The following is a 20872-nucleotide window of genomic DNA, read 5'->3' as shown; positions in this document are numbered from 1 at the left end:
AAGGTGACCGGCCGCCCGGTCTCGTCGGCGCCGTCACCCATGCTGCGTCGCCGGGGGCGGTGGGGGACATGTCCGGCGGTACGGGCGCCCAAGATCTGCCCGTTGTCCTCTCGTGCAGCCGTGCCCGCCGGACGGACAACATCGGGTGGCCGAGCGGACACTCGTCGGCGCGAGAGCGGGCGCGGCCACGCGGAGCCCGTCGAGGGGCGACAGCCGCGCAGAGCACGACGAAGGCCCGGACACCATGGGTGTGTCCGGGCCTTCGTCGTGCTCTGGCCGGTCAGTCCTCGGCGGTGAGCTGGGCCCGGAGAACGAACCAGTGCCGGGCCAGGTGGATGCCCTCCTGCGCGGTCGCCCGCGTGACGTAGCGATCGAAGGCCTCGCGATCGGACTCGGTGTCGTAGTCCTCGAAGATCGGCACCATCTGCAGGAACCGGTCCAGATCTTCAGGGGTGTGGAAGAACTCGTCGTAGGAGAACTCGCGCTCGTAATCGACGGTGAAACCCGCGTCCTCAAGCCTGCGACGCTCCTCCAGCGCCACTGGCGTCCCGGCCCAGCGTCCGTACAACTGGCCCCGGCCGAACGTCTCCTTCAACGTCCGCACATCCCGCTCACCGATACCCAGGTAGACCACTGATCCGCCGTGGCGCAGCACCCTGCGGAACTCCTCCGGGAACAACGGACCGCGCCGCGAGGTGACCAGATCGAAGGTTCCGGCGGGGAAGCCGGTGGCCGAGGCGTCCCCGCCGGCGAACCGGACATGGTCCAGTCCCGATGCGGCCCGGTGCCGTTCGGCCGACGCCAGCATTTCCGGGGACAGATCCAGCCCGTCCACTCGCCCGAACGAGGGGGCGAGGCCCAGCAGGTTCAGGCCATCGGCGCAGCCGACATCCAGCAACTTGCCTGTAGCCGAGCCGAGTTCGTGCACCAGGGCATCGAATTCCTCCTCCGGATCCCCTTGTGGATAGGAGGTGGTGCGCCGCGCACCGCTGGAGTACCCACCGAACTTCTCGGCGACCTTGGAGTAGAACCCCTGCTGCTCCGCCATGATCTGCCCTTCGCTCAACCGTCGAGGTGTGGAACGGTCCATGCTGTCGGGCGCCCGCTCCATGCTGAAGGGCCCACCGTTCGGACCTGCGCGGTCCGGAGGGCGACCACAAAGTCACCCCCACTGCCCGAGCGGGCATGAGCCGAGGCTGGTCGGACTGCGCAGGCGGACGCCGTGCGTGCCGTGACCGGCGCGGCGGCCTCGGGCGGGAGGGGAGGCGGCGCGGCTGTCACCGGCGGGCAGCACGGCTCGATATCTCCCACAACGATGTTGCTGTTGCTGTTGCTGTTGATGGCTCAGGGCGACCTTGCCGTCGTCGCCGGAGGCCGAGTGTGGCGGTTCCAACTGGAGGGCCTCCGGTGCGTGAGGAAGACGGCCTGGTGATCGCGGCCATCAGCATCGCGGCCCTCCCTCACTGCCCGCGGGTTTCGCCGCCGAGCAGACCGGAGTCGGCGGGACCGGGGTCGGAATGATCTGGGCAGGATGCCTGGCTGTTGTTCCGTGCTTCAGGTCCCACAGCATGAGCCGGATACGGTCCTGCGCGCTCACTGTCTACCGAGAAGGGATACGCGGGTGGTGGCCATCGGCGATCCACTGCCCGGTAACCGAACGACTGCCGGGCCTTCACCGTGTCCGGCGTCGATGCGGCCTGCCGCGGTGTTCCCGTGATCGCGGATGGCGGCTACCAAGGAACCGGACTGCTCATCCCGCACCGCAGACGTCCAGATCAACAGTGCCTGAGCCCGGCACAGGAGGCTGAGAACGCGGTCCACCGCCGGGCCCGGGCGCGTGTCGAGCACGCCTTGTCCCGCCTGAAGAACTGAAAGATCCTGCGGGACTGCCGACTCAAGGGCAACGGCGTGCACCAAGCCATGCTCGGTGTCGCACACCCCCACAACATCGCCCTCACTGGATAACTCCAGCCCCATACGGGACAGCCTCTAGGTAAACCTCAGGAAGCGGCCTTGCGCAGGGCCGCCAGGGCCTGGTCCGCGTGCGCGCTCATTCTGAACTCGCTGCGTACCACTTCGAGTACGCGCCGGTCCGTGCCGATGACGAAAGTGGCCCGCTTCGTCGGCAGCGGGCCGAAACCGCGGGCCACACCGAACTGCCCGCGCACCACACCTCTCTGTGCCGCTTGGATCGCTGCTCCTTGAGCGCGGCGGTTCGGCTCTGGCTACAGAAGCACGAGCTCAGGCGGCCGGAGCGGGACAGAGGTCGGGCGTCGACTTGGAACTGACGGGGCGTTACGAAAGTCAGCATTGGGTCAGCATCAGTCCGGCTAAAGCTGGCTACAGCTGACGAAACTTGCGACTCATAAGTGCGGGTCCAGGTGTTCCGAGAAGCGTTTACGATCGCGTGGGAGGGAAGTCAGGTGAGTCGACTTTGCTGCTCGTCCGACTTCACGTGGAGTGCGCCGAGAACAGCCCGTTCAGCGCACCCGACCTCGCGGTTTAAGCGGCACAGGCGGCAGCTCAGGCGCATCCAACCGCCCTCCGTCGTACCCCTTCACATCCCCAAATCGCGACCCACTCATCCAGTCCTCCCGCGCCTGCGTGATCTCGTCCTGCGACCTGCCGATGAAGTTCCACCACATCACCAGCTCCTCCTCGAACGGCTCGCCGCCCAGCAGCATCAGGCCCGCGTCCGACGCCGCCCGGACCGGGAGTTCGGTGCGGCCGCAGCCGAGGTAGAGCATCGAGCCGGGGAGCAGCGGGACGCCGTCGACGTGGGACTCGCCGGACATCGACAAGGCCGCGTACTCGAAGTCGGGGTCCAGGGGGACGCGGACGTCGGCGCCGTGGGCCAGGGCCAGGTCCGCGCCGACGATCGGGGTGTACGTGGTGCCGGGGGAGGACGCCCCGTCCAGCGAGCCGAGGACGACCGTCGCGGTCAGACCGGGGGCCGTCACCGTCGGCAGATCTGCGTGGTGCTCGAAGTGCGGGTCCGTGTGGCGGTGGGCGTCGGGAAGCGCCACCCACAGCTGCGCGCCGTGCAGGAAGCGGGCGTGGGACTTCGGGCTCTCCTCGGAGTGGGAGATCGCCCGGCCCGACGTCATGAGACCGAGTTCGCGGGGGCGGATCGTCTGCAGGCTGCCCGTGCTGTCGCGGTGCAGCACCTCGCCGTCGTGCAGCCAGCTCACCGTCTGCAGCCCCATGTGCGGGTGGGGCGGCACCTGCATGCCGGGCTCGTCGGCGATGTCGTCGGGGCCGTAGTGATCGACGAAGGCCCAGGCCCCCACCATGCGCCGGCCCAGATTCGGGAGCAGCCGGCGCACCTCCGTGGACCCGCCCAGCTTCACCCTGCGCGGGCTGAGGAGTTCCCGTACCGGTTCCGCCACGACGAAGCCGCGTCCGCCGCACACGGAGGGCACCGCCTCGCGATCAAGATTGCTCATGTCGGACAACCTAGTCCCGCCGCCGTGTCCCGTCAGGCCCGAGGCCGGAAGTCGCCCCGTCGGACGGCGCGCGCCCGGTGCGCCTGCCGCCCGTACGGGTCATCCCAGCGCGCCCCGCGCCGTCCCTGCCACTGGAATGGACGAGTGCCCCTCGTGACCGCGGTGCCCGACACACCGCCGGACGACTGCCTCGCCCGCAACGACTGGATCTGCGGCGAGTACCTGAGCACGCGCCGGCACATCCTCGTCGACGCCGTCGTGCAGCATCTGCAGATCACCCTCGTCGCCGTCGCGATCGCCCTCGTCATCGCCGTACCGCTCGCCGTCGTCGCGCGACGGTGGGGGTGGGCCGCCGGGCCCGTGCTCGCCCTGACCACCGTGCTGTACACGATCCCGTCGCTGGCCATGTTCTCGTTGCTGCTGCCCGCCTACGGGCTCTCCGCCACGCTCGTCGTCGCCGGCCTCGTGCTGTACTCGCTGACCCTGCTCGTGCGGAACATCCTCGCCGGGCTGCGCGCCGTGCCCGAGGAGACCCGGCAGGCCGCGCGCGGTATGGGATACGGGCCGATCCGGCTGCTGCTCACCGTGGAGCTGCCCCTCGCCCTGCCCGCCGCCATGGCCGGGCTGCGCATCGCGACCGTGTCGGCCGTGTCCCTGGTGACCGTCGGCGCCATCGTCGGCTACGGGGGCCTCGGGAACCTGATCTACGCCGGGATGAACACGTACTTCAAGGCGCAGGTACTGACCGCCTCCGTGCTCTGCGTCGTCATCGCCATCGCCGCCGATCTGGTGCTGCTGGGCGTGGGCCGGCTGCTCACCCCCTGGACGAGAGCGAGCCGCGCGTGAAGACCCTCACCGACGCCTGGGACTGGCTCAGCGACCCGTCGCACTGGTCCGGCGACGACGGCATCTGGCACCGGCTCACCCAGCACCTCGTGCTCACGCTCGTGTGCCTGGTCATCAGCTGCCTGATCGCCCTGCCCATCGCCCTGGTGCTCGGGCACCTGGGCAAGGGCGGGGCACTCGCCGTGAACATCTCCAACGTCGGACGGGCCGTGCCCACCTTCGCCGTCCTCGTGCTCCTGCTGCTCACGCCGCTGGGGAAGTACGGCGAAGGGCCGACCGTCGTCGCCCTCGTCCTGTTCGCCGTGCCGCCGCTGCTCACCAACGCGTACGTGGGCATGCGCGGCGTCGACCGGGAAGTCGTCCGGGCCGCGCGGGGCATGGGCATGACCGGGCGGCAGATGCTGCTGCGGGTCGAGGCGCCGCTCGCGCTGCCCATGATCCTCAACGGGGTACGGATCGCGGCCGTGCAACTCGTCGCCACCGCCACCATCGCCGCCCTCGCGGGCGGCGGCGGCCTCGGACGCATCATCACCGCCGGGTTCAACCTCGCCAGCACACCGCAGGTGGTCGCCGGCGCCGTGCTCGTCGCCGTGTTCGCCCTCGTCGTCGAGGGACTCTTCGAGATCGCCGAGCGGCTCGCGCCGTCCTGGGCGCGGGGGAGGGCCGGATGAGGGCGCGACTGCGCGGACTGGCGGCGCTGCTGGGGCTCGTGCTGCTCGTCGCCGGGTGTTCCAGCGGGCCGTCCCTCGAGAACCAGGGCGAGGTGACGGCGCCGCCCGGCGACAGCAAGCACCTCGTCATCGGATCCGCCGGGTTCACCGAGAGCGACCTGCTCGCCACCATGTACGCGCTGCTGCTGAAGAACGCCGGCTACGGGACCGAGATCCTGTCCGTCGCCAACCGGGAGCTGTACGAACCCGCCCTGGAATCCGGCCAGATCGACGTTGTCCCGGAATACGCGGCCACCTTCGCCGACTGGCTCAACGCCAAGACCAACGGGGCCGACGCCGATCCCGTCGGCTCGCCCGACCTGGACGCCACCATGAAGGCGCTGCGGGGACTGGCCCGGCCGCGGGGCCTCGTGGTCCTCGACGCCGGCAAGGCCGTCGACCAGAACGCGTTCGCCGTCGCCCGGTCCTACGCCGCGCGGCATCACCTCAAGACCCTCAGCGACCTGGGCGCGTCGGGCCTCGAGGTACGGCTCGCCGCCGGTGACGAATGCGTCCAGCGGCCCTACTGCGAACCGGGGCTGAAGAAGGTCTACGGCATCGACATCACCGGCGTCGACCCGAAGGGCGTCGGCACCACCCAGTCCAAGAAGGCCGTGCAGAGCGGGCAGGACCAGATGGTGCTGACCACGTCCACCGACGCGACCCTGGCCGACTTCGGCCTCGTCCTCCTCGACGACGACAAGCATCTGCAGAACGCCGACTACATCGTGCCCGTCGTGAACCGGTCACGGGCGGGCAGCGCCAAGGTCGCCGCGGCCCTCGGGGCCCTCAACTCCGTACTGACCACGGAGGATCTGGCCTCCCTGAACCAGCAGGTCGACAGCTGGCGGCGGCTTCCCGAGGACGTCGCCAGGACGTACCTGGAGGACAAGGGACTCCTGAAGTAGGCCGATACGGGAGGGTGTGCGGGGGCTGGATCGCGGGAAGGTGGAACGCCCCCCGCCCCGACCCGTCCGGACAGGATCGTCCATGACCTCAGCCGTCGTCGTCGGCGCGGGCGTGCTCGGCGCCTGCGTCAGCCGTCATCTCGCCCGCGCGGGCGTCCGTGTCGTCGTCGTGGAGCGGGCCCGGCCCGCGAGCGGCACCTCCGGCGCCACGTTCTCGGCGGACGTGACCCACCTCAAGACCCCGTACGCGTACTACCGGCTGAACCGGCAGGGCTCCGAGGAGCACCGCCTCCTGTCCGAGGCGCTCGGCGGCCCGGCCTGGCGGCACCCGGCGCCGCTCCTGCAGTGGGCCGACGGCGACGACGCGCACCGGGCGCTGCGCGAACGGGCCCTGCGCGCCCGGGGCTGGGGCCACGAGTGCCGCCTCGCCCCGCCGTCCGTGCTGAGCGAGCTGGCGCCGGCCGTGGACCCGGCCGCCTGCGGTGCCGACGAGGTCGTGGTGCACGAGAACACGGCCTGGTTCGACGCGCCGCGCTTCGTGCACGCCCTGCTCGACGACGCCGTGCGGCACGGCGCCGAGACACACTACGGGGTGGCCGTCACCGGTCTGACGCGGGCGGACGGGCGGATCACCGGCGTCGTGGCGGGGGCGCGCTCCTGGAGCGCCGATGTCGTCGTCAACTGCGCCGGGCCCGCGGCCGACCGGATCGCCGGGTTCGCCGGGGTCCGGCTGCCCCTGCGTCAGGTCCCGGGTCTAGTCACCGAGACGGACCCGCTGCCGGGGGAGCCGCTGACCGCGATCGTCGCCGCCCCCGACATCGACCTGCGGCCCACCCCGGGCGGGGGCGTGCTGGCCCTGTCCTGGGAGGTCGACGCACGACTCGACGGCGCGGCCCGCGGCCTCCCGCAGGAACTGCACCGGCGCGCCGAAGCCGTTGTCCCCGGCCTGGCGCGGGCCCGGATCGAGGACGCGCGCATCGGGGTGCGGCCCGTGCCCTCCGACGGGCTGCCGCTGGTGGGAGTGGCCGCGGGGGCGCCCGGCCTCTACCACCTCGTCTCGCACAGCGCGGTCACCCTCGCGCCGGTGCTCGGCCGGCTCGCCGCGCAGGAGATCGCCACCGGACGGCCCGTCGCCGACCTCGCCGCGTACCGGCCGGACCGGACCGTCCCCAGCGACGTACAGGACGAGAACTTGCGCGCCATGAACCACTGGCGCCCCAGGCCTCAATCTGCACCTTAGGGTGAGGCTCATCGGGTCGTGCCGTCGGTCGGACAGGGAATCGGTGCGGAAGCGGTGGCCGACGCGTCGTCTTCTTGGAGAGACTCGTCGGCGTGTCTGACACCTCGTTGCTCGTGGCTGGTCTCACTGGTGTGACGGCGATCGCGGCCAGCTCGCTGGCCAGTTGGTTGACCAGCAGGGGCAATGCGACCGCTGCGCGGATCCAGGTCGGTGCCACGGTGGACGCGCAGCGTCGCGAAGGCATCCGGCAGACTCGGCGGGCCGCCTACCTGGACCTCATCGAGCGGGCTCAGTCCGTCGCCGACGGGCTTCGAGGCATCGACGGTCTGGCGACGACCGAGTGCGAAGCCGCACTGGACGCTCACCGCGACCGGCATCAGCACCTGCGTCGGGCCGTGACGCTGATCGGTCTGGAAGGCCCGTCCGCCGTCGAGGTCGCGGCGTCGAACTTGTTGATCATGTCGGGGACGCTCAGCACCGCTCTGGCGGCCCTGGCCCAGAACGTGTGCCGGGAGAACCGTCGCGAGTTCCAGGAGACCCTGCGTGCGTACATACGGCTGATCAGGCCCACCGTGGATGCGGCTGCCGCCGCACTGGATGAGACGTAGTCATCTTCTGGCCCCCCTTCGCAGCAGTGACAGTGGCAGTGGGCGGCGGGAACGAGTCAGGCGTCGGCGACCGAGTCGAACTCCACCTCGTCGCGGCCGACCCCCTGTGCGTCCGCGTCGACCGACCGGCGCAGCGCCTCGTGCAGCTTCGCCGGGGTGAGGACGCCGAGGAAGCGCGAGCCGTCCAGGACCGCCACCCAGCCGGCGTCGTGCTGGAGCATCACGCCGAACGCCTGCTTGAGCGGGGCGCCGATCGGCACCCACGCGTTCATCCGGTGCGCCAGATCGGCGACCCGGCCGTCCGGCCCGGCCAGCGTGACCTCGTCGATCCCGACCCAGCCGTGCAGATCGCCCTGTGCGTCCAGGACCACGGCCCAGCGGACCGCCTCCTCACGCATCCGGGCCGCGGCCTGCGCGGCGGACTCGTCGAGCCGGGCCACCGACGGCTGTTCCAGGTCGTCCGCCTCGATCTCGGTCACCGACAGCCGCTTGAGCCCGCGGTCCGCGCCGACGAACTCGGCGACGTACGGCGTCGCGGGGGTGCCCAGCACCGCGCCCGGGGTGTCGAACTGCTCGATGCGCCCCTGCCCGTACACCGCGATCCGGTCGCCGAGCCGGACCGCCTCCTCGATGTCGTGCGTGACCAGCAGGACCGTCTTGCGCACCGCCGCCTGCATCCGCAGGAACTCGTCCTGCAGCTGCTCGCGCACCACCGGGTCGACCGCGCCGAACGGTTCGTCCATCAGCAGGACCGGCGGATCCGCGGCCAGCGCCCGGGCCACGCCCACCCGCTGGCGCTGACCGCCCGACAGCTGTTCCGGATAGCGGCTGCCGTACGTCTTCGGGTCCAGGCCCACCAGATCGAGCAGCTCCGCGGCGCGCGCCCGCGCCTTCGGCTTCTTCCAGCCGATCAGGGCCGGGACGGTCGCCGTGTTGTCGAGGATGGTGCGGTGCGGGAAGAGGCCGACCTGCTGGATGACGTAGCCGATGCGCCTGCGCAGCTTGACCGGATCGACGGACGCGATGTCCTCGCCCTCGACGTAGATACGGCCGGACGTCGGCTCGATGAGCCGGTTGACCATCATCATCGTCGTGGTCTTGCCGCAGCCGGACGGGCCGACGAGCGTGACCAGTTCGCCCTCGGCGACCTCGAAGGAGAGGTCGTCGACCGCCGTGGTGCCGTCCGCGTACCGCTTGGTGACTTGGTCGAACCGGATCATGAGCTCACGCTAACCGCGCGTCTCACTCCTCGCTCACCAGCACCACCTCCAGCGTGCGCGGACCGTGCACCCCCTCGACCCGGTCCAGCTCGATGTCGCTGGTCGCGGACGGGCCCGAGATCCACGTCAGGGGGCGCGTCGGATCGAGCCGTTCGAGGGCCTGAGGGACCGAGGAGACGACCTGGCCGGGGACGCGGACGACGCAGATGTGGTGGTCGGGGACGAGGGTGATGCGGCGGCGGCCCTGGTCGGGGGAGCCGTCGAGGACGATCGTGCCGGTCTCGGCGACGGCGACCGCGCAGGCGGTGACGACGCTGTCGACCTCGTCGAGTTCGGCGGGGGTGTGCGCCGCGCGGTCCTGGATCCGCGTGGGATCGGCCGCGGCCAGCCACTCCACGGGAAGCTCCGGCGGCACGACCACCGTCTGCGAGCCGTGCGCGGCCAGCAGCCGCATGACCGTCTGAGGCAGTTCCGCGCCGGTGCACCGGTGCACGATCGCCCGGTAGTCCGCCAGATTCTCCGCCAGCAGATCCACCGTCTGCTCGACCGTGCGGTCGCCGTGCTCGCGCAGATAGCTCCGGTCGATATCGGTGTCGTACGTCGCCGGGGCCCCCGCCGGGCCCCCGAGCGCCCGTCGTACCCGGCCCAGGATCACGTCCCTGCTGCTCACTTCGCTCCGCCCTTTCCGCCGTTCGTCCGCTGCCACCAGTCGCGGAACGGTTCCGCCGGCACCGTCGGCAGATCCCGGGTGGCCGTCCACGCGCGGCCGGGGCCCGGCACCGTGCGCGGATGGAAGCGGCGGGTCCGCGAGGCCAGGCGCTGGCCGGTGCCGAGTGCGGCCGGGTGGGTGAACGCCCAGCGGGCCGCGCGCATCGCGGCCCGCTCCGCCGCGTGCCCCTTCGCCGGTTTCAGCGTCACCTTCGCGCCGCGCCGGGTCACCTCGCCGCCCTGGACGACCCGCTCCCGCAGATGCACCAGCACCTCGGGGATGTCGATGGCGACCGGGCACACCTCGTAGCAGGCGCCGCACAGCGACGACGCGTACGGCAGCGACGCGTCGATCTCGCTCCCGGTGCCGCGCAGCTGCGGGCTGAGGATGGCGCCGATCGGGCCCGGGTAGACCGAGCCGTAGGCGTGGCCGCCCGCCCGCTCGTACACCGGGCAGACGTTGAGGCACGCCGAGCAGCGGATGCAGCGCAGGGCCTGGCGGCCCACCTCGTCGGCGAGGGTGTCGGTGCGGCCGTTGTCGAGCAGCACCAGGTGGAACGTCCGCGGGCCGTCGGAGTCGGTGGTGCCGGTCCACGTCGACGTGTACGGGTTCATGCGCTCGGCGGTGGAGGAGCGGGGGAGCGTCTGGAGGAAGACCTCCAGGTCCTGCCAGGTGGGCACGGCCTTCTCGATGCCGACGACGGAGATCAGGGTCTCGGGCAGGGTCAGGCACATGCGGCCGTTGCCCTCGGACTCGACGACGACGAGGGTGCCGGTCTCGGCGACCATGAAGTTCGCCCCGGAGATGCCGACCTTGGCGCGCAGGAACTTCTCGCGCAGGTGAAGGCGGGCCGCCTCGGCCAGTTCGGCGGGAGTGTCGGTGAGTCCGTCGGGAGCCGGCCGGCCCCAACTGCCCATCTTCCGCTCGAAGATGTCGCGGATCTCGCCGCGGTTGCGGTGGATCGCCGGGACCAGGATGTGCGAGGGGCGGTCGTCGCCGAGTTGCACGATGAGCTCGGCGAGGTCGGTCTCGTAGGCGGCGATGCCGGCTTCCTCGAGGGCTTCGTTGAGGCCGATCTCCTGCGTGGCCATCGACTTGACCTTGACCACTTCGGTCTCGCCCGTCTCGCGGACGAGCCGGGTGACGATGCGGTTGGCCTCGTCGGCGTCGGCGGCCCAGTGGACGGTGCCGCCCGCCGCCGTCACCGCCTCCTCCAACTGGACCAGGTAGTGCTCCAGATGGCGCAGCGTGTGGTCCTTGATCTGTTTGCCCGCCTCGCGCAGCCGCGCCCAGTCGTCCAGTTCGGCGACGGCGCGGGCGCGCTTGTCGCGGATGGTGTGGGTGGCGTGCCGCAGATTGGCGCGCAGCGTCGTGTTCCGTACGGCGTCGTGCGCGGCCTTCGGGAAGGCCGGCATCCCGAGATACGTGCCGCTCATGCCAGGGGCTCCTCTTCCGTGCTCGCCAGGATCTCCGCGATGTGGACCGGCCGGAGCGCCGTGCGCAGACGGCTCATCGTGCCGCCGATGTGCATCAGGCACGAGTTGTCGGCGGCGCACAGCACGTCCGCGCCCGTCGACTCGGCGTTGCGCACCTTGTCGGCGCCCATCGCCGACGAGACATCGGAGTTCTTCACGGCGAAGGTGCCGCCGAAGCCGCAGCACTCCTGCGCGCCCGGCAGCTCCACCAGCTCAAGTCCCTTGACGGCACGGAGCAGTTGGGTGGGGCGGTCGCCGAGGCCCAGAGAGCGCAGACCGTGGCACGTCGGGTGGTACGTCACCTTGTGCGGGTAGTACGCGCCGACGTCGGTGACGCCGAGCACGTCCACCAGGAACTCCGTCAGTTCGTACGTCTTCGGGACGACCGGCGCGAGCGTCGTCGCGAGGCCGTCGCCGCGGCCCTCCGCGCGGGCCCGCTCGCCCATCCGGGGGTACAGCTCACGCACCATCGCCGCGCACGAACCGGACGGCGTGATGATGGCGTCGTAATCACCCGTGCCGATCCCCGGCCCGAAGACATCGGAGAAGTGGCGGGCCAGCGGCTCGGCCTCGTGCCGGTAGCCGGTGTTGTAGTGGGCCTGTCCGCAGCAGGTCTGGGCGGCCGGGAAGTCCACTTCCACGCCCAGTCTGGTCAGCAGTTTCACCACGGCACGTCCGGTGTCCGGGTAGAGCGTGTCGTTGACACACGTCAGGAAGAGCGCGACACGCATCGTGGCCCCTTCGGTCGGTCGATTCGGCTCGATCATCGGATGGGTGCAGGGTACGTCGTACCGGGGTCCGGGTCACGGGGTGGTGACACGGGCCGCGGCCGCCGTCCACCGGGCACGGTCGCCGCGCGGCGCGTAGCGCGTCAGCGGCTGGCTGTCGGCGACCAGTCGGCGCATCGCCGCGCGGTCGCCGAGGACTCTGTCGGCGCGCGCCTGCACGAGGACGTTGCCGAGCGCGGCGGCCTCCGCGGGGCCCGCCACGACCGGCAGTCCGCAGGCGTCCGCGGTCAGTTGGCACAGCAGGGCGTTACGGGCCCCGCCGCCGACGATGTGCACGACGTCGACCGGCCGGTCGGCGAGGCGGGCCGCCTCCTCGACGGCCCGGCGGTGGGCGAGGGCGAGCGAGTCGAGGATGCAGCGCGTCGTCTCGGCGCGGGTGCGCGGCTCGGGCTGGCCGGTGGCGCGGCAGGCGGCCGCGATCCGGTCCGGCATGTCGCCGGGGGCGAGGAACGCGGCGTCGCCCGCATCGACGACCGAGCGCAGCGCGGTGGCCCGCGCGGCCTCGTCCAGGAGCTCCGCCAAGTCGGTCTCGTCCCAGGCGCGTTGGCACTCCTGGAGCAGCCACAGGCCCATGATGTTGCGCAGGTAGCGGACCGTGCCGTCGATGCCGAGCTCGTTCGTGAAGTTCGCGGCGCGGCTCTCCTCGGTCAGGACGGGGGCGTCGAGTTCGAGACCCGCGAGCGACCAGGTGCCGGTGCAGATGTACGCGAAGTTCTCCCCGGTGGCAGGGACCGCGGCGACCGCGGACGCGGTGTCGTGGGAGGCCACGGTCGTCACCGGAACGGGACCGGTCAGGCCGGTCTCGTCGAGGACGCGGGGGAGCAGCTCGCCGGCCGGGTCGCCGGGGCGGCGCAGCGGCGCGAACAGGCCCAGGTCGATGCCGTTGCGGGCCGCGACGTCCCGCGCCCAGTCACCCGTGCGGGGATCGATGAGCTGGGTGGTGGAGGCGTTCGTCAGCTCGGTGCCCTGCTGCCCGGTCAGCCAGTACGTGAGCAGGTCCGGGATCAGCAACAGCCGCTGTGCCGAACGGAGTTGAGCGGTGTCGCGGGCCGCCGCGAGCTGGTACAGGGTGTTGAACGGGGCGTACTGGAGGCCGGTCGTGGCGTACAGCTCCTGCGGCGGCACGCTCGCCCAGACCTTCTCGGCGATGTGGTCCGTGCGGGTGTCGCGGTAGTGGAACGGGTTGCCGAGGAGCGCGCCGTCCGCGTCGAGGAGCCCGTGGTCGACGGCCCAGCTGTCGATGCCGACGGACCGGACCTGACCGGCCTTGCGCAGGCCGTCCAGGATGCCCGCGTACAGGGCGAGGACGTCCCAGTGCAGGTGGCCTCCGGCGTTCACCGGTCGGTTGGGGAACCGGTGCGCTTCGCTGAGGTTCAGCGTGGTCGGGGTGACCTGGGCCGTGATGACTCGGCCGCTCGATGCGCCCAGGTCTATCGCGGCGTAGGGGGTGGTGGGCATGGAGGTTTCGCCTTTGCGCCGTTGCGGGTTGGGGGTGTGTCGCCGGGGGCGGGTCGTCGTGGGCTGGTCGCGCAGATCCCCGCGCCCCTTGCGGGGCGCCGGTCATCCGGCGCCCCGGGTGTCCCCGGTCAGCGCAAGAACGCCGCCGCCACCCCCGCGTCCACCGGGACGTGCAGGCCCGTCGTGTGGGTCAGCTCCCCGCCCGTGAGGGCGAACACGGCGTTGGCGACATGCTCCGGGAGGACCTCGCGCTTGAGCAGGGTCCGCTGGGCGTAGAACTCGCCCAGCTTCTCCTCCTCGATGCCGTACGTCGCCGCGCGCTGCGCGCCCCAGCCGCCCGCGAAGATGCCGGAGCCGCGCACGACACCGTCCGGGTTGACGCCGTTGACGCGGATGCCGTCGCCGCCCAACTCTGCTGCGAGAAGGCGTACTTGGTGGGCCTGATCGGCCTTGGTGGCCGAGTAGGCGACGTTGTTGGGGCCGGCGAAGACGGCGTTCTTGGAGGCGATGTAGACGATGTCGCCGCCCATGCTCTGCTGCCGCATGACGCGGGCCGCCTCGCGCGAGACGAGGAAGGAGCCGCGCGCCATGATGTCGTGCTGGAGGTCCCAGTCCTTCGCCGTCGTCTCCAGCAGCGGCTTGGAGATGGAGATGCCGGCGTTGTTGACGACCAGGTCGACCCCGCCGAAGGCGAGCGCCGCGGCCCGGAAGGCCTCGGTGATCTGCTCCTCCGACGTGACGTCGACGGTGACCGCCACGGCCTTGTCCGCGCCGCCCAGTTCCTCGGCGACCGTGGCCGCGCCCTCGGCGTTGAGGTCGGCGACCACGACGCAGGCGCCCTCCGCGGAGAGGCGGTGCGCGATGGCCCTGCCGATGCCGCTGCCCGCGCCCGTCACCAGCGCCACGCGCGTGGCGAGCGCCTTGGGCTTCGGCATCCGCCGCAGCTTGGCCTCCTCCAGCTCCCAGTACTCGATGCGGAACTTCTCGGACTCCTCGATGGGCGCGTACGTGGAGACGGCCTCGGCGCCCCGCATCACGTTGATCGCGTTCAGGTAGAACTCGCCCGCGACCCGCGCCGTCTGCTTGTCCTTGCCGAAGCTGAACATGCCGACACCCGGGACGAGCACGATCGCCGGGTCCGCGCCGCGCATCGCGGGGGAGTCGGGCGTGGCGTGCCGCGCGTAGTAGGCGGCGTACTCCTCGCGGTACTCGGCGTGCAGCTCCTTCAGCCGGGCGACGGCCGTGTCGAGGCCGGCCGACGGTGGCAGGTCGAGGACCAGCGGGCGGACCTTGGTGCGCAGGAAGTGGTCGGGGCAGGAGGTGCCGAGGGCGGCGAGGCGCGGGTGCTCGGCGCTCGCCAGGAAGTCGAGGACGGTCTCGGAGTCGTCGAAGTGCCCGACCTGTGGCCGGTCGAAGGAGGCCAGGCCCCGGATCACCGGAGCGAGCTCGGCGGCGCGCGCCCTGCGCTCGGCCCCGCTCAGGGCCGCGTACCCCTCGACGACCGGACCGAACGGCTCGGCCTTGCCGCGCTCGGCGAGGAACGTCTCCGCGGTCCGGATGATGAACAGCGAGTTCGCCTCGCACTCCTCGGCGGTGTCGCCCCACGCGGTGATGCCGTGACCGCCCAGCACGCAGCCGATGGCCTCGGGGTGGGCGGCCTTGAGTGCGGCGATGTCGAGCCCGAGCTGGAAGCCGGGCCGCCGCCACGGCACCCACGCGACCTTGTCGCCGAAGCACTCGGCGGTCAGCTTCTCACCGTCGGCGGCGCAGGCGAGCGCGATCCCGGAGTCGGGGTGCAGGTGGTCGACGTGGGCGGCGTCCACCAGACCGTGCATCGCGGTGTCGATGGACGGCGCGGCGCCGCCCTTGCCGTGCAGGCAGTAGTCGAACGCGGCGACCATCTCGTCCTCGCGCTCCACCCCCGGGTACACCTCGGTGAGCGCCCGCAGGCGGTCCAGGCGCAGGGCGGCGAGCCCGGCCGCGGTGAGCGTGCCCAGGTCGCCGCCCGAGCCCTTGACCCACATCAGCTCGACGTCCGCACCGGTCACCGGGTCGGTGTCGGTGCCCTTGGCGGAGGTGTTGCCGCCCGCGTAGTTGGTGTTGCGGGGATCGGCGCCCAGGCGGTTCGAGCGCGCCAGCAGCGCGGCGACTTCGGGAGGGGTGGCGGAGGTCATGACGGGTTCCTTTGCGAGTTCGGTGAGCGGGTGTCGACTGCGGGAGGGACTGCGGTCACGCCCCCCAGCCGGCCTGCTCGCCGCCCACCCGCTCGGCCACGATCCGCTCCTGCCACCCGGACGCGTGGTAGGCGGCGACGGGGTCAGGGGCCAGGCCCTGCTCCTCGCGCAGTTCGCGCAGCAGCGGACGCACGTCGGTGTTGTAGGCGTCCATGAGGACCGCGTTGGCGGTGAGGACGTCGCCCTCGCGCTGCGCGGCGGCCAGGGCGTCGCGGTCGACGAGGAGCGCCTTGGCCGTGGCCTCCTGCACGTTCGTCACGGAGCGGATGACCGCCGGGATCTTCGCCTCGATGTTGTGGCACTGGTCGAGCATGAACGCCACGTTCGTCGCCGCGTCGAAGCCGCCGTTCTTGGCGACCTCGTGCAGGATGCGGAACAGCTGGAAGGGGTCCGCGGATCCCACCATCAGGTCGTCGTCGGCGTAGAAGCGGGAGTTGAAGTCGAAGCCGCCGAGCCTCCCCTCGCGCAGCAGCAGCGCCACGATGAACTCGATGTTGGTGCCGGGCGCGTGGTGCCCGGTGTCCACCACGACCTGCGCCCGCTCGCCCAACTTCAGGCACTGGAGGTACGACGTGCCCCAGTCCGGCACGTCCGTCGTGTAGAAGGCCGGCTCGAACAGCTTGTACTCCAGGAGCAGCCGCTGGTCGTCGGCGAGCCGCTCGTACACCGCCGCGAGGGACTCGGCCAGCCGGTCCTGGCGGGCCACGATGTCGTCCTGGCCCGGGTAGTTGGTGCCGTCGGCGAGCCACAGCTTCAGGTCCTTCGACCCGGCGGCGTCCATGATGTCGACGCACTCCAGGAGGTGGCCGACGGCCTTGCGCCGCACCTTCGGGTCCGGGTGGCAGACGCTGCCCAGCTTGTAGTCGTCGTCCTGGAAGGTGTTGGAGTTGACCGTGCCGAGTTCGAGGCCGCGCTCCTTCGCGTAGGCGGCGAGGGCGGCGTAGTCGTCGACGGTGTCCCACGGGATGTGCAGCGCCACCTTGGGGGCGATGCCGGTGAACTCGTGCACCTTGGCGGCGTCGTCGAGCTTCTCCTGGGGGGTGCGCGGCACGCCGGCCTGGGCGAACACCTTGAACCGGGTGCCGGAGTTGCCGTAGCCCCAGGACGGCGTCTCGATCCGCTGATCGGCGAGTGCGGCCTTCACGGCAGCGATGTCAGGCATGTTCACCTCTGAGTGCGTGAATCGATTCACTTCGCTGGGGAAGTTAGCCCCGGGCGATCCGGCCGTCAAGGGGTCCGGCACGAGGTCAAGTGCGTTACGCAATCGTGCTGTTACCTCGCCGCGTGCGGTCTTCCCCGCTTTTTCCTCGCAGTTCACGCGATGCCGGGGGCGGGCGAAGCGGGCGATTCGGCGCAGCCCGGTGATTCGGGTTCACTCCGGCCCCTTGACCTCTCCGGAGGGACGGAGCTAGCTTCCGGGCAACTTCACTGAAACATTTCACGCCGGTGATCCGCCCGGCGCCCTCAGTGGCTCTCGTGCGCTCGGCACGGTCCGTCCACCCCTGCACACTCACGGAGACATGCAATGACGCATCCTGAACCGGAGACCACTCCGGTCCTCGCGCTGGAGGGGGTGAGCAAGTCCTTCGGTGCCGTGCGCGCCCTGCGCGGCGTCAGCCTGCGCCTGTACGCCGGAGAGGCGCACGCCCTCGCCGGTGAGAACGGCGCAGGGAAGTCGACCCTGATCAAGGCCCTCGCCGGGGTGCACCGTCCCGACACCGGCACGGTCCTGCTCGACGGCGCGCCGGTGGAGTTCCACGGCCCCGCCGACGCCCGGGACGCCGGCGTCGCCGTCATCTACCAGGAGCCCACGCTCTTCCCCGACCTGTCGATCGCCGAGAACATCTTCATGGGGCGCCAGCCGCGCCGCTCGCTCGGCCGCGTCGACCACCGCGCCGTCAAGCAGGCCACGGCCGACCTGTTCGCCCGGCTCGGCGTCGAGCTCGACCCGGACCAGCCGGCCCGCGGCCTGTCCATCGCCGACCAGCAGCTCGTCGAGATCGCCAAGGCCCTCTCCTTCGACGCCCGTGTGCTGATCATGGACGAGCCGACCGCCGCGCTCACCGGCAGCGAGGTGGCCCGCCTGTTCGGCGTCGTCCGCACGCTGCGCGAACAGGGCGCGGCCGTGCTGTTCATCTCGCACCGCCTCGAGGAGATCTTCGGGCTGTGCCAGCGCGTCACCACCCTGCGCGACGGCGGCTGGGTCGCCAGCGAACCGCTCGACGGCCTGACCGAGGACGACCTGGTGCGCCGGATGGTCGGCCGCGACCTCGACGAGCTCTACCCCAAGCAGGACACCGAGATCGGTGACGTGGCCCTGAGCGTGCGCCGGCTGACCCGCGAGGGCGTCTTCACCGACGTCTCCTTCGAGGTGCGGCGCGGCGAGATCGTGGGCCTGGCCGGTCTGGTGGGGGCCGGCCGCAGCGAGGTCGCCCGCGCCGTGTTCGGCGTCGACCGGTTCGACGGCGGCGAGGTCGAGGTGCTCGGCACGAAGCTCAAGCCCGGCGCCCCGAGCCTCGCCATGCACGCGGGCCTCGCCCTCGTCCCCGAGGACCGGCGCGCCCAGGGCCTGGTGATGGACATGTCCATCGAGCGCAACATCGGCCTCACCGGCTTCGCCGACACCAGCCGGGCCGGCCTGATGAACCGCAGGGCCGAGCGCAGCCGCTCCCTGGACTGGTCCGTCAAGCTCCAGGTGAAGTACGCGCGCCTCGCCGACGTCGTCGGCACCCTGTCCGGCGGCAACCAGCAGAAGGTCGTCCTCGCCAAGTGGCTCGCCACCGGGCCGCAGGTCCTCATCGTCGACGAGCCGACGCGCGGCATCGACGTCGGCACCAAGGCCGAGGTGCACCGGCTGCTGTCGTCGCTCGCCGCCGAGGGCGTCGCCGTCCTGATGATCTCGTCCGACCTGCCCGAGATCCTCGGCATGGCCGACCGGGTGCTCGTCATGCACGAGGGACGGCTCACGGCGGAGCTGAGCCGCTCCGCCGCGAACGAGGAGTCCGTGATGGCCGCGGCCACGGGGAGGGGCGCCTGATGATCGCCCTTTCGCCGTTGATTGTCGCTCGTTCGTCGGCGGCCGCACGCCGTGTGTGGTTGCTCGCGCAAGTCCCCGCGCCCCTGAGGTCCCTTGAGGTGGCTGGATCATGACCGTTACCGCCCCATCCGTGCGGGAAGACGCCGCACCGGAAGCCACCGCCGGACGGCGGCTCATCGACAAGGTGTTCAAGGCCCGCGAACTCGCCGTGGCCGGTGTGCTCGTCCTGATGCTCCTCGCGACCGAGCTGTCCAACACGGAGTTCCTGTCCGAGCAGGGCGTCAAGGACCTCCTCCTGAACGCCACCATCCTGGTCCTCGTCGCCACCGGCCAGGCCGTCGTCGTCATCACCCGCAACGTCGACCTGTCCGTCGGCTCCGTACTCGGCATCTCCGCCTTCGCCGCGGGCGACTACCTCCAGGGCGGCGGCAGTTCACTGGTCGCCGTGGTCTACGCCGTCGCGATCGGCGCCCTGTTCGGCGTCCTGAACGGCGCGCTCGTCAGCCTCGGCAAGGTCCCCGCCCTCGTCGTCACGCTCGGCACCCTGTACGTGGTGCGCGGCATCGACTCCATCTGGGTCGGATCGAAGCAGATCGTCGCCGCCGACCTGCCGGACCCCTTCGTCGACTTCGGCCACGACGGCATCTGGATCGTGCCCTACCTGGCGCTCCTCGCCGTCGCCGTACTCCTCTGCGTCGGCTACTACCTGCGCAGCTACCGCAGCGGCCGCGACATGTACGCGCTCGGCTCCAGCCCCGAGGCCGCCACCCTCGCGGGCGTGCCCGTCCGCAAGCGCATCATGACCGCGTACGTCCTGTGCGGCGCGCTCGCCGGACTCGCGGGCGCCCTCTACCTCGCCCGCTTCGGCAACGTCGACTCCGCCACCGGCAACGGCTACGAACTCACCGTCGTCAGCGCCGTCGTGGTCGGCGGCGTCGCCTTCACCGGCGGCTCCGGCACCGTCTACGGCGCGGCCCTCGGCGCTCTGCTGCTGACGTCCATCAACAGCGTCCTGCCGGCGATCGGCGTCAGCTCCGTCTGGGTCACCGCCATCAACGGCATCCTGCTGCTGCTCGCCATCGCCGTCGACCGGATCCTGGCCCTGCGGGTCGCCGCAGTCCTGCGCAAGCAGGCCGCACAGATGAGGAGCGCCCGCCATGCCTGATCTCAAGAAGACGTCACGCCTCGGCGGCGCCGTGCGCTGGGACACCGCCGTCGGTGCCCTGCTGATCGTGCTGCTGCTCTGCTCGTTCTCGTTCGTCGACAACTTCGGCAACGCGCTCAACATCTCGTTCCTGATCGGCAACACCCTGCCCATCGCCCTGATCGCCCTGCCGATGACGATGCTGGTCGTCTCCGGCGAGGTCGACCTGTCCGTGGGCTCCACGGCCGGCCTGTCCGGAGCCGTCATGGGCGCCCTGTGGAACCAGGGCATGACCATCGAGACGATCATCCCGCTGTGCCTGGTGCTCGGCCTCGTCTGCGGCCTGGTCAACGGGCTGCTCGTGACCCGCCTCGGCCTGCCGTCCCTCGCCGTCACCATCGGCACCATGGCCGCCTACCGGGGCATCGCCCAGATCGTGCTCGGCTCCGACTCGGTCACCGACTTCCCCGCGCAGTACCTGGACTTCGGCGCCGGCCGGTTCGGCGACACGTTCCTGCCGTACGCGGCGCTGCCGTTCCTCGTGCTGCTCGCCATCGCCGTCGTCGTCCTGCACGCCACCCGCGTCGGCCGCTCGCTCTTCGCGATCGGCGCCAGCGAGGAGGCCGCCCGGTTCTCCGGCGTCCGCGTCAAGCGGCTCAAGCTGTCCATGTTCGTCACGACCGGCCTGCTGTCCGCGCTCACCGGCGTGTTCTGGGCCCTGCACTACGCCAGCGCCCGCTACGACAACGCCACCGGCCTCGAACTGTCCGTCATCGCGGCCGTCCTGCTCGGCGGCATCGACTTCGACGGCGGCAAGGGCACCCTCGGTGGCGCCGTCGCGGGCGTCTTCCTGCTCGGCTCGCTGCAGAACGTGATGAGCCTGCTGAACGTCTCCGCCCAGTCCCAGATCGTCGTCACCGGCGTCCTCCTGGTCATCTCCGTGCTCGCGCCCCGCGTCGGCCGCCAGATCGCGCAGACCAGGGCCCGCCGCCGCACCCCCGACACGGCCGCACCACCACCGGCACCCGCCGCCTCCTGAGCGCGCGCCC

The 20872-nt window shown here is 71.4% G+C and carries 17 protein-coding genes and 2 pseudogenes; 9 read left to right on the top strand and 10 right to left on the bottom strand.

Annotation, left to right across the window (positions count from 1 at the left end; translation table 11 throughout):
• Window positions 1-280: 280 nt before the first annotated feature.
• Window positions 281-1048 (bottom strand): class I SAM-dependent methyltransferase, encoded by a 768-nt coding sequence (locus tag ACQUQD_RS03820; RefSeq protein ID WP_428950485.1) that lies wholly within the window; start codon window positions 1046-1048, stop codon window positions 281-283.
• Window positions 1049-1621: 573 nt separating this feature from the next.
• On the opposite strand from ACQUQD_RS03820, the pseudogene ACQUQD_RS03815 reads away from it, so the two are divergent.
• Window positions 1622-1965, top strand: a pseudogene (locus ACQUQD_RS03815) (transposase); the annotation flags it as partial.
• Window positions 1966-2000: 35 nt separating this feature from the next.
• On the opposite strand, the pseudogene ACQUQD_RS03810 reads toward ACQUQD_RS03815, so the two are convergent.
• Window positions 2001-2174 (bottom strand): annotated as a pseudogene (locus ACQUQD_RS03810) (peroxiredoxin); the annotation flags it as partial.
• A 306-nt stretch (window positions 2175-2480) separates the two neighbouring features.
• On the bottom strand, window positions 2481-3446 hold the full coding sequence (locus ACQUQD_RS03805) for a pirin family protein (protein WP_428950484.1): 966 nt from the start codon (window positions 3444-3446) through the stop codon (window positions 2481-2483).
• 153 nt (window positions 3447-3599) lie between these two features.
• On the opposite strand from ACQUQD_RS03805, the gene ACQUQD_RS03800 reads away from it, so the two are divergent.
• The 5 genes from ACQUQD_RS03800 (at window position 3600) to ACQUQD_RS03780 (ending at window position 7758) form a co-directional block, all read left to right on the top strand.
• Window positions 3600-4292, top strand: a complete 693-nt coding sequence (locus ACQUQD_RS03800) for an ABC transporter permease (RefSeq protein WP_428957445.1) — start codon at window positions 3600-3602, stop codon at window positions 4290-4292.
• Window positions 4289-4963 (top strand): ABC transporter permease, encoded by a 675-nt coding sequence (locus ACQUQD_RS03795; RefSeq protein WP_428950483.1) that lies wholly within the window; start codon window positions 4289-4291, stop codon window positions 4961-4963. The genes ACQUQD_RS03800 and ACQUQD_RS03795 overlap by 4 nt, the downstream gene beginning before the upstream one ends.
• Window positions 4960-5910, top strand: coding sequence for an ABC transporter substrate-binding protein (locus ACQUQD_RS03790; RefSeq protein ID WP_428950482.1), 951 nt, complete (start codon window positions 4960-4962; stop codon window positions 5908-5910). The genes ACQUQD_RS03795 and ACQUQD_RS03790 overlap by 4 nt, the downstream gene beginning before the upstream one ends.
• Window positions 5911-5992: 82 nt before the next feature.
• Window positions 5993-7150, top strand: coding sequence for an NAD(P)/FAD-dependent oxidoreductase (locus ACQUQD_RS03785; RefSeq protein ID WP_428950481.1), 1158 nt, complete (start codon window positions 5993-5995; stop codon window positions 7148-7150).
• A 92-nt stretch (window positions 7151-7242) separates the two neighbouring features.
• Window positions 7243-7758, top strand: coding sequence for a hypothetical protein (locus ACQUQD_RS03780; protein WP_428950480.1), 516 nt, complete (start codon window positions 7243-7245; stop codon window positions 7756-7758).
• Window positions 7759-7814: 56 nt separating this feature from the next.
• Here the strand turns inward: ACQUQD_RS03780 and ACQUQD_RS03775 are convergent, their stop codons facing one another.
• From ACQUQD_RS03775 to rhaI, 7 genes are all read right to left on the bottom strand, one after another.
• On the bottom strand, window positions 7815-8978 hold the full coding sequence (locus ACQUQD_RS03775; protein ID WP_428950479.1) for an ABC transporter ATP-binding protein: 1164 nt from the start codon (window positions 8976-8978) through the stop codon (window positions 7815-7817).
• 22 nt (window positions 8979-9000) lie between these two features.
• Window positions 9001-9648, bottom strand: coding sequence for a LutC/YkgG family protein (locus ACQUQD_RS03770; RefSeq protein ID WP_428950478.1), 648 nt, complete (start codon window positions 9646-9648; stop codon window positions 9001-9003).
• The gene (locus ACQUQD_RS03765; RefSeq protein ID WP_428950477.1) at window positions 9645-11123 is read right to left on the bottom strand and encodes a LutB/LldF family L-lactate oxidation iron-sulfur protein; all 1479 of its coding nucleotides are present in this window, start codon (window positions 11121-11123) and stop codon (window positions 9645-9647) included. The genes ACQUQD_RS03770 and ACQUQD_RS03765 overlap by 4 nt, the downstream gene beginning before the upstream one ends.
• The gene (locus ACQUQD_RS03760) at window positions 11120-11893 is read right to left on the bottom strand and encodes a (Fe-S)-binding protein (protein ID WP_428950475.1); all 774 of its coding nucleotides are present in this window, start codon (window positions 11891-11893) and stop codon (window positions 11120-11122) included. The genes ACQUQD_RS03765 and ACQUQD_RS03760 overlap by 4 nt, the downstream gene beginning before the upstream one ends.
• 72 nt (window positions 11894-11965) lie before the next feature.
• A complete protein-coding gene (locus tag ACQUQD_RS03755; RefSeq protein WP_428950474.1) occupies window positions 11966-13408 on the bottom strand; it encodes a rhamnulokinase in 1443 nt (480 codons plus the stop codon).
• A gap of 128 nt (window positions 13409-13536) precedes the next feature.
• Window positions 13537-15582, bottom strand: coding sequence for a bifunctional aldolase/short-chain dehydrogenase (locus tag ACQUQD_RS03750; protein WP_428950473.1), 2046 nt, complete (start codon window positions 15580-15582; stop codon window positions 13537-13539).
• Window positions 15583-15637: 55 nt separating this feature from the next.
• Complete coding sequence (rhaI, locus tag ACQUQD_RS03745) at window positions 15638-16804, bottom strand: L-rhamnose isomerase (protein ID WP_428950472.1); 1167 nt, start codon at window positions 16802-16804, stop codon at window positions 15638-15640.
• Window positions 16805-17167: 363 nt separating this feature from the next.
• Here rhaI and ACQUQD_RS03740 point away from each other — a divergent pair, with 363 nt between their 5' ends.
• From ACQUQD_RS03740 to ACQUQD_RS03730, 3 genes are all read left to right on the top strand, one after another.
• Window positions 17168-18679 (top strand): sugar ABC transporter ATP-binding protein, encoded by a 1512-nt coding sequence (locus ACQUQD_RS03740; protein ID WP_428950471.1) that lies wholly within the window; start codon window positions 17168-17170, stop codon window positions 18677-18679.
• Between the two features lie 109 nt (window positions 18680-18788).
• On the top strand, window positions 18789-19844 hold the full coding sequence (locus tag ACQUQD_RS03735) for an ABC transporter permease (protein ID WP_428950470.1): 1056 nt from the start codon (window positions 18789-18791) through the stop codon (window positions 19842-19844).
• Window positions 19837-20862 carry an ABC transporter permease gene (locus tag ACQUQD_RS03730; RefSeq protein WP_428950469.1) on the top strand — a complete coding sequence of 342 codons (1026 nt, stop codon included), beginning with the start codon at window positions 19837-19839 and terminating at the stop codon, window positions 20860-20862. Before ACQUQD_RS03735 ends, ACQUQD_RS03730 begins: the two co-directional genes overlap by 8 nt.
• Window positions 20863-20872: the final 10 nt, after the last annotated feature.

The organism is Streptomyces sp. cg35, assembly GCF_050410835.1.
In the GTDB taxonomy this organism is placed as follows: Bacteria; Actinomycetota; Actinomycetes; order Streptomycetales; family Streptomycetaceae; genus Streptomyces.
The sequence above is the reverse complement of the archived record's forward strand: the minus strand, read 5'-3'. Positions and strand labels throughout refer to the sequence as shown.

What these genes read in the sequence shown, in the direction of transcription:
- ACQUQD_RS03765 (WP_428950477.1), bottom strand. Translation starts at nt 11,123, where the DNA reads ATGAGCGGCACGTATCTCGGGATGCCGGCCTTCCCGAAGGCCGCGCAC.
- ACQUQD_RS03735 (WP_428950470.1), top strand. Translation starts at nt 18,789, where the DNA reads ATGACCGTTACCGCCCCATCCGTGCGGGAAGACGCCGCACCGGAAGCC.
- ACQUQD_RS03730 (WP_428950469.1), top strand. Translation starts at nt 19,837, where the DNA reads ATGCCTGATCTCAAGAAGACGTCACGCCTCGGCGGCGCCGTGCGCTGG.
- ACQUQD_RS03820 (WP_428950485.1), bottom strand. Translation starts at nt 1,048, where the DNA reads ATGGCGGAGCAGCAGGGGTTCTACTCCAAGGTCGCCGAGAAGTTCGGT.
- ACQUQD_RS03760 (WP_428950475.1), bottom strand. Translation starts at nt 11,893, where the DNA reads ATGCGTGTCGCGCTCTTCCTGACGTGTGTCAACGACACGCTCTACCCG.
- ACQUQD_RS03785 (WP_428950481.1), top strand. Translation starts at nt 5,993, where the DNA reads ATGACCTCAGCCGTCGTCGTCGGCGCGGGCGTGCTCGGCGCCTGCGTC.
- ACQUQD_RS03750 (WP_428950473.1), bottom strand. Translation starts at nt 15,582, where the DNA reads ATGACCTCCGCCACCCCTCCCGAAGTCGCCGCGCTGCTGGCGCGCTCG.
- rhaI (WP_428950472.1), bottom strand. Translation starts at nt 16,804, where the DNA reads ATGCCTGACATCGCTGCCGTGAAGGCCGCACTCGCCGATCAGCGGATC.
- ACQUQD_RS03805 (WP_428950484.1), bottom strand. Translation starts at nt 3,446, where the DNA reads ATGAGCAATCTTGATCGCGAGGCGGTGCCCTCCGTGTGCGGCGGACGC.
- ACQUQD_RS03790 (WP_428950482.1), top strand. Translation starts at nt 4,960, where the DNA reads ATGAGGGCGCGACTGCGCGGACTGGCGGCGCTGCTGGGGCTCGTGCTG.
- ACQUQD_RS03775 (WP_428950479.1), bottom strand. Translation starts at nt 8,978, where the DNA reads ATGATCCGGTTCGACCAAGTCACCAAGCGGTACGCGGACGGCACCACG.
- ACQUQD_RS03740 (WP_428950471.1), top strand. Translation starts at nt 17,168, where the DNA reads ATGACGCATCCTGAACCGGAGACCACTCCGGTCCTCGCGCTGGAGGGG.
- ACQUQD_RS03755 (WP_428950474.1), bottom strand. Translation starts at nt 13,408, where the DNA reads ATGCCCACCACCCCCTACGCCGCGATAGACCTGGGCGCATCGAGCGGC.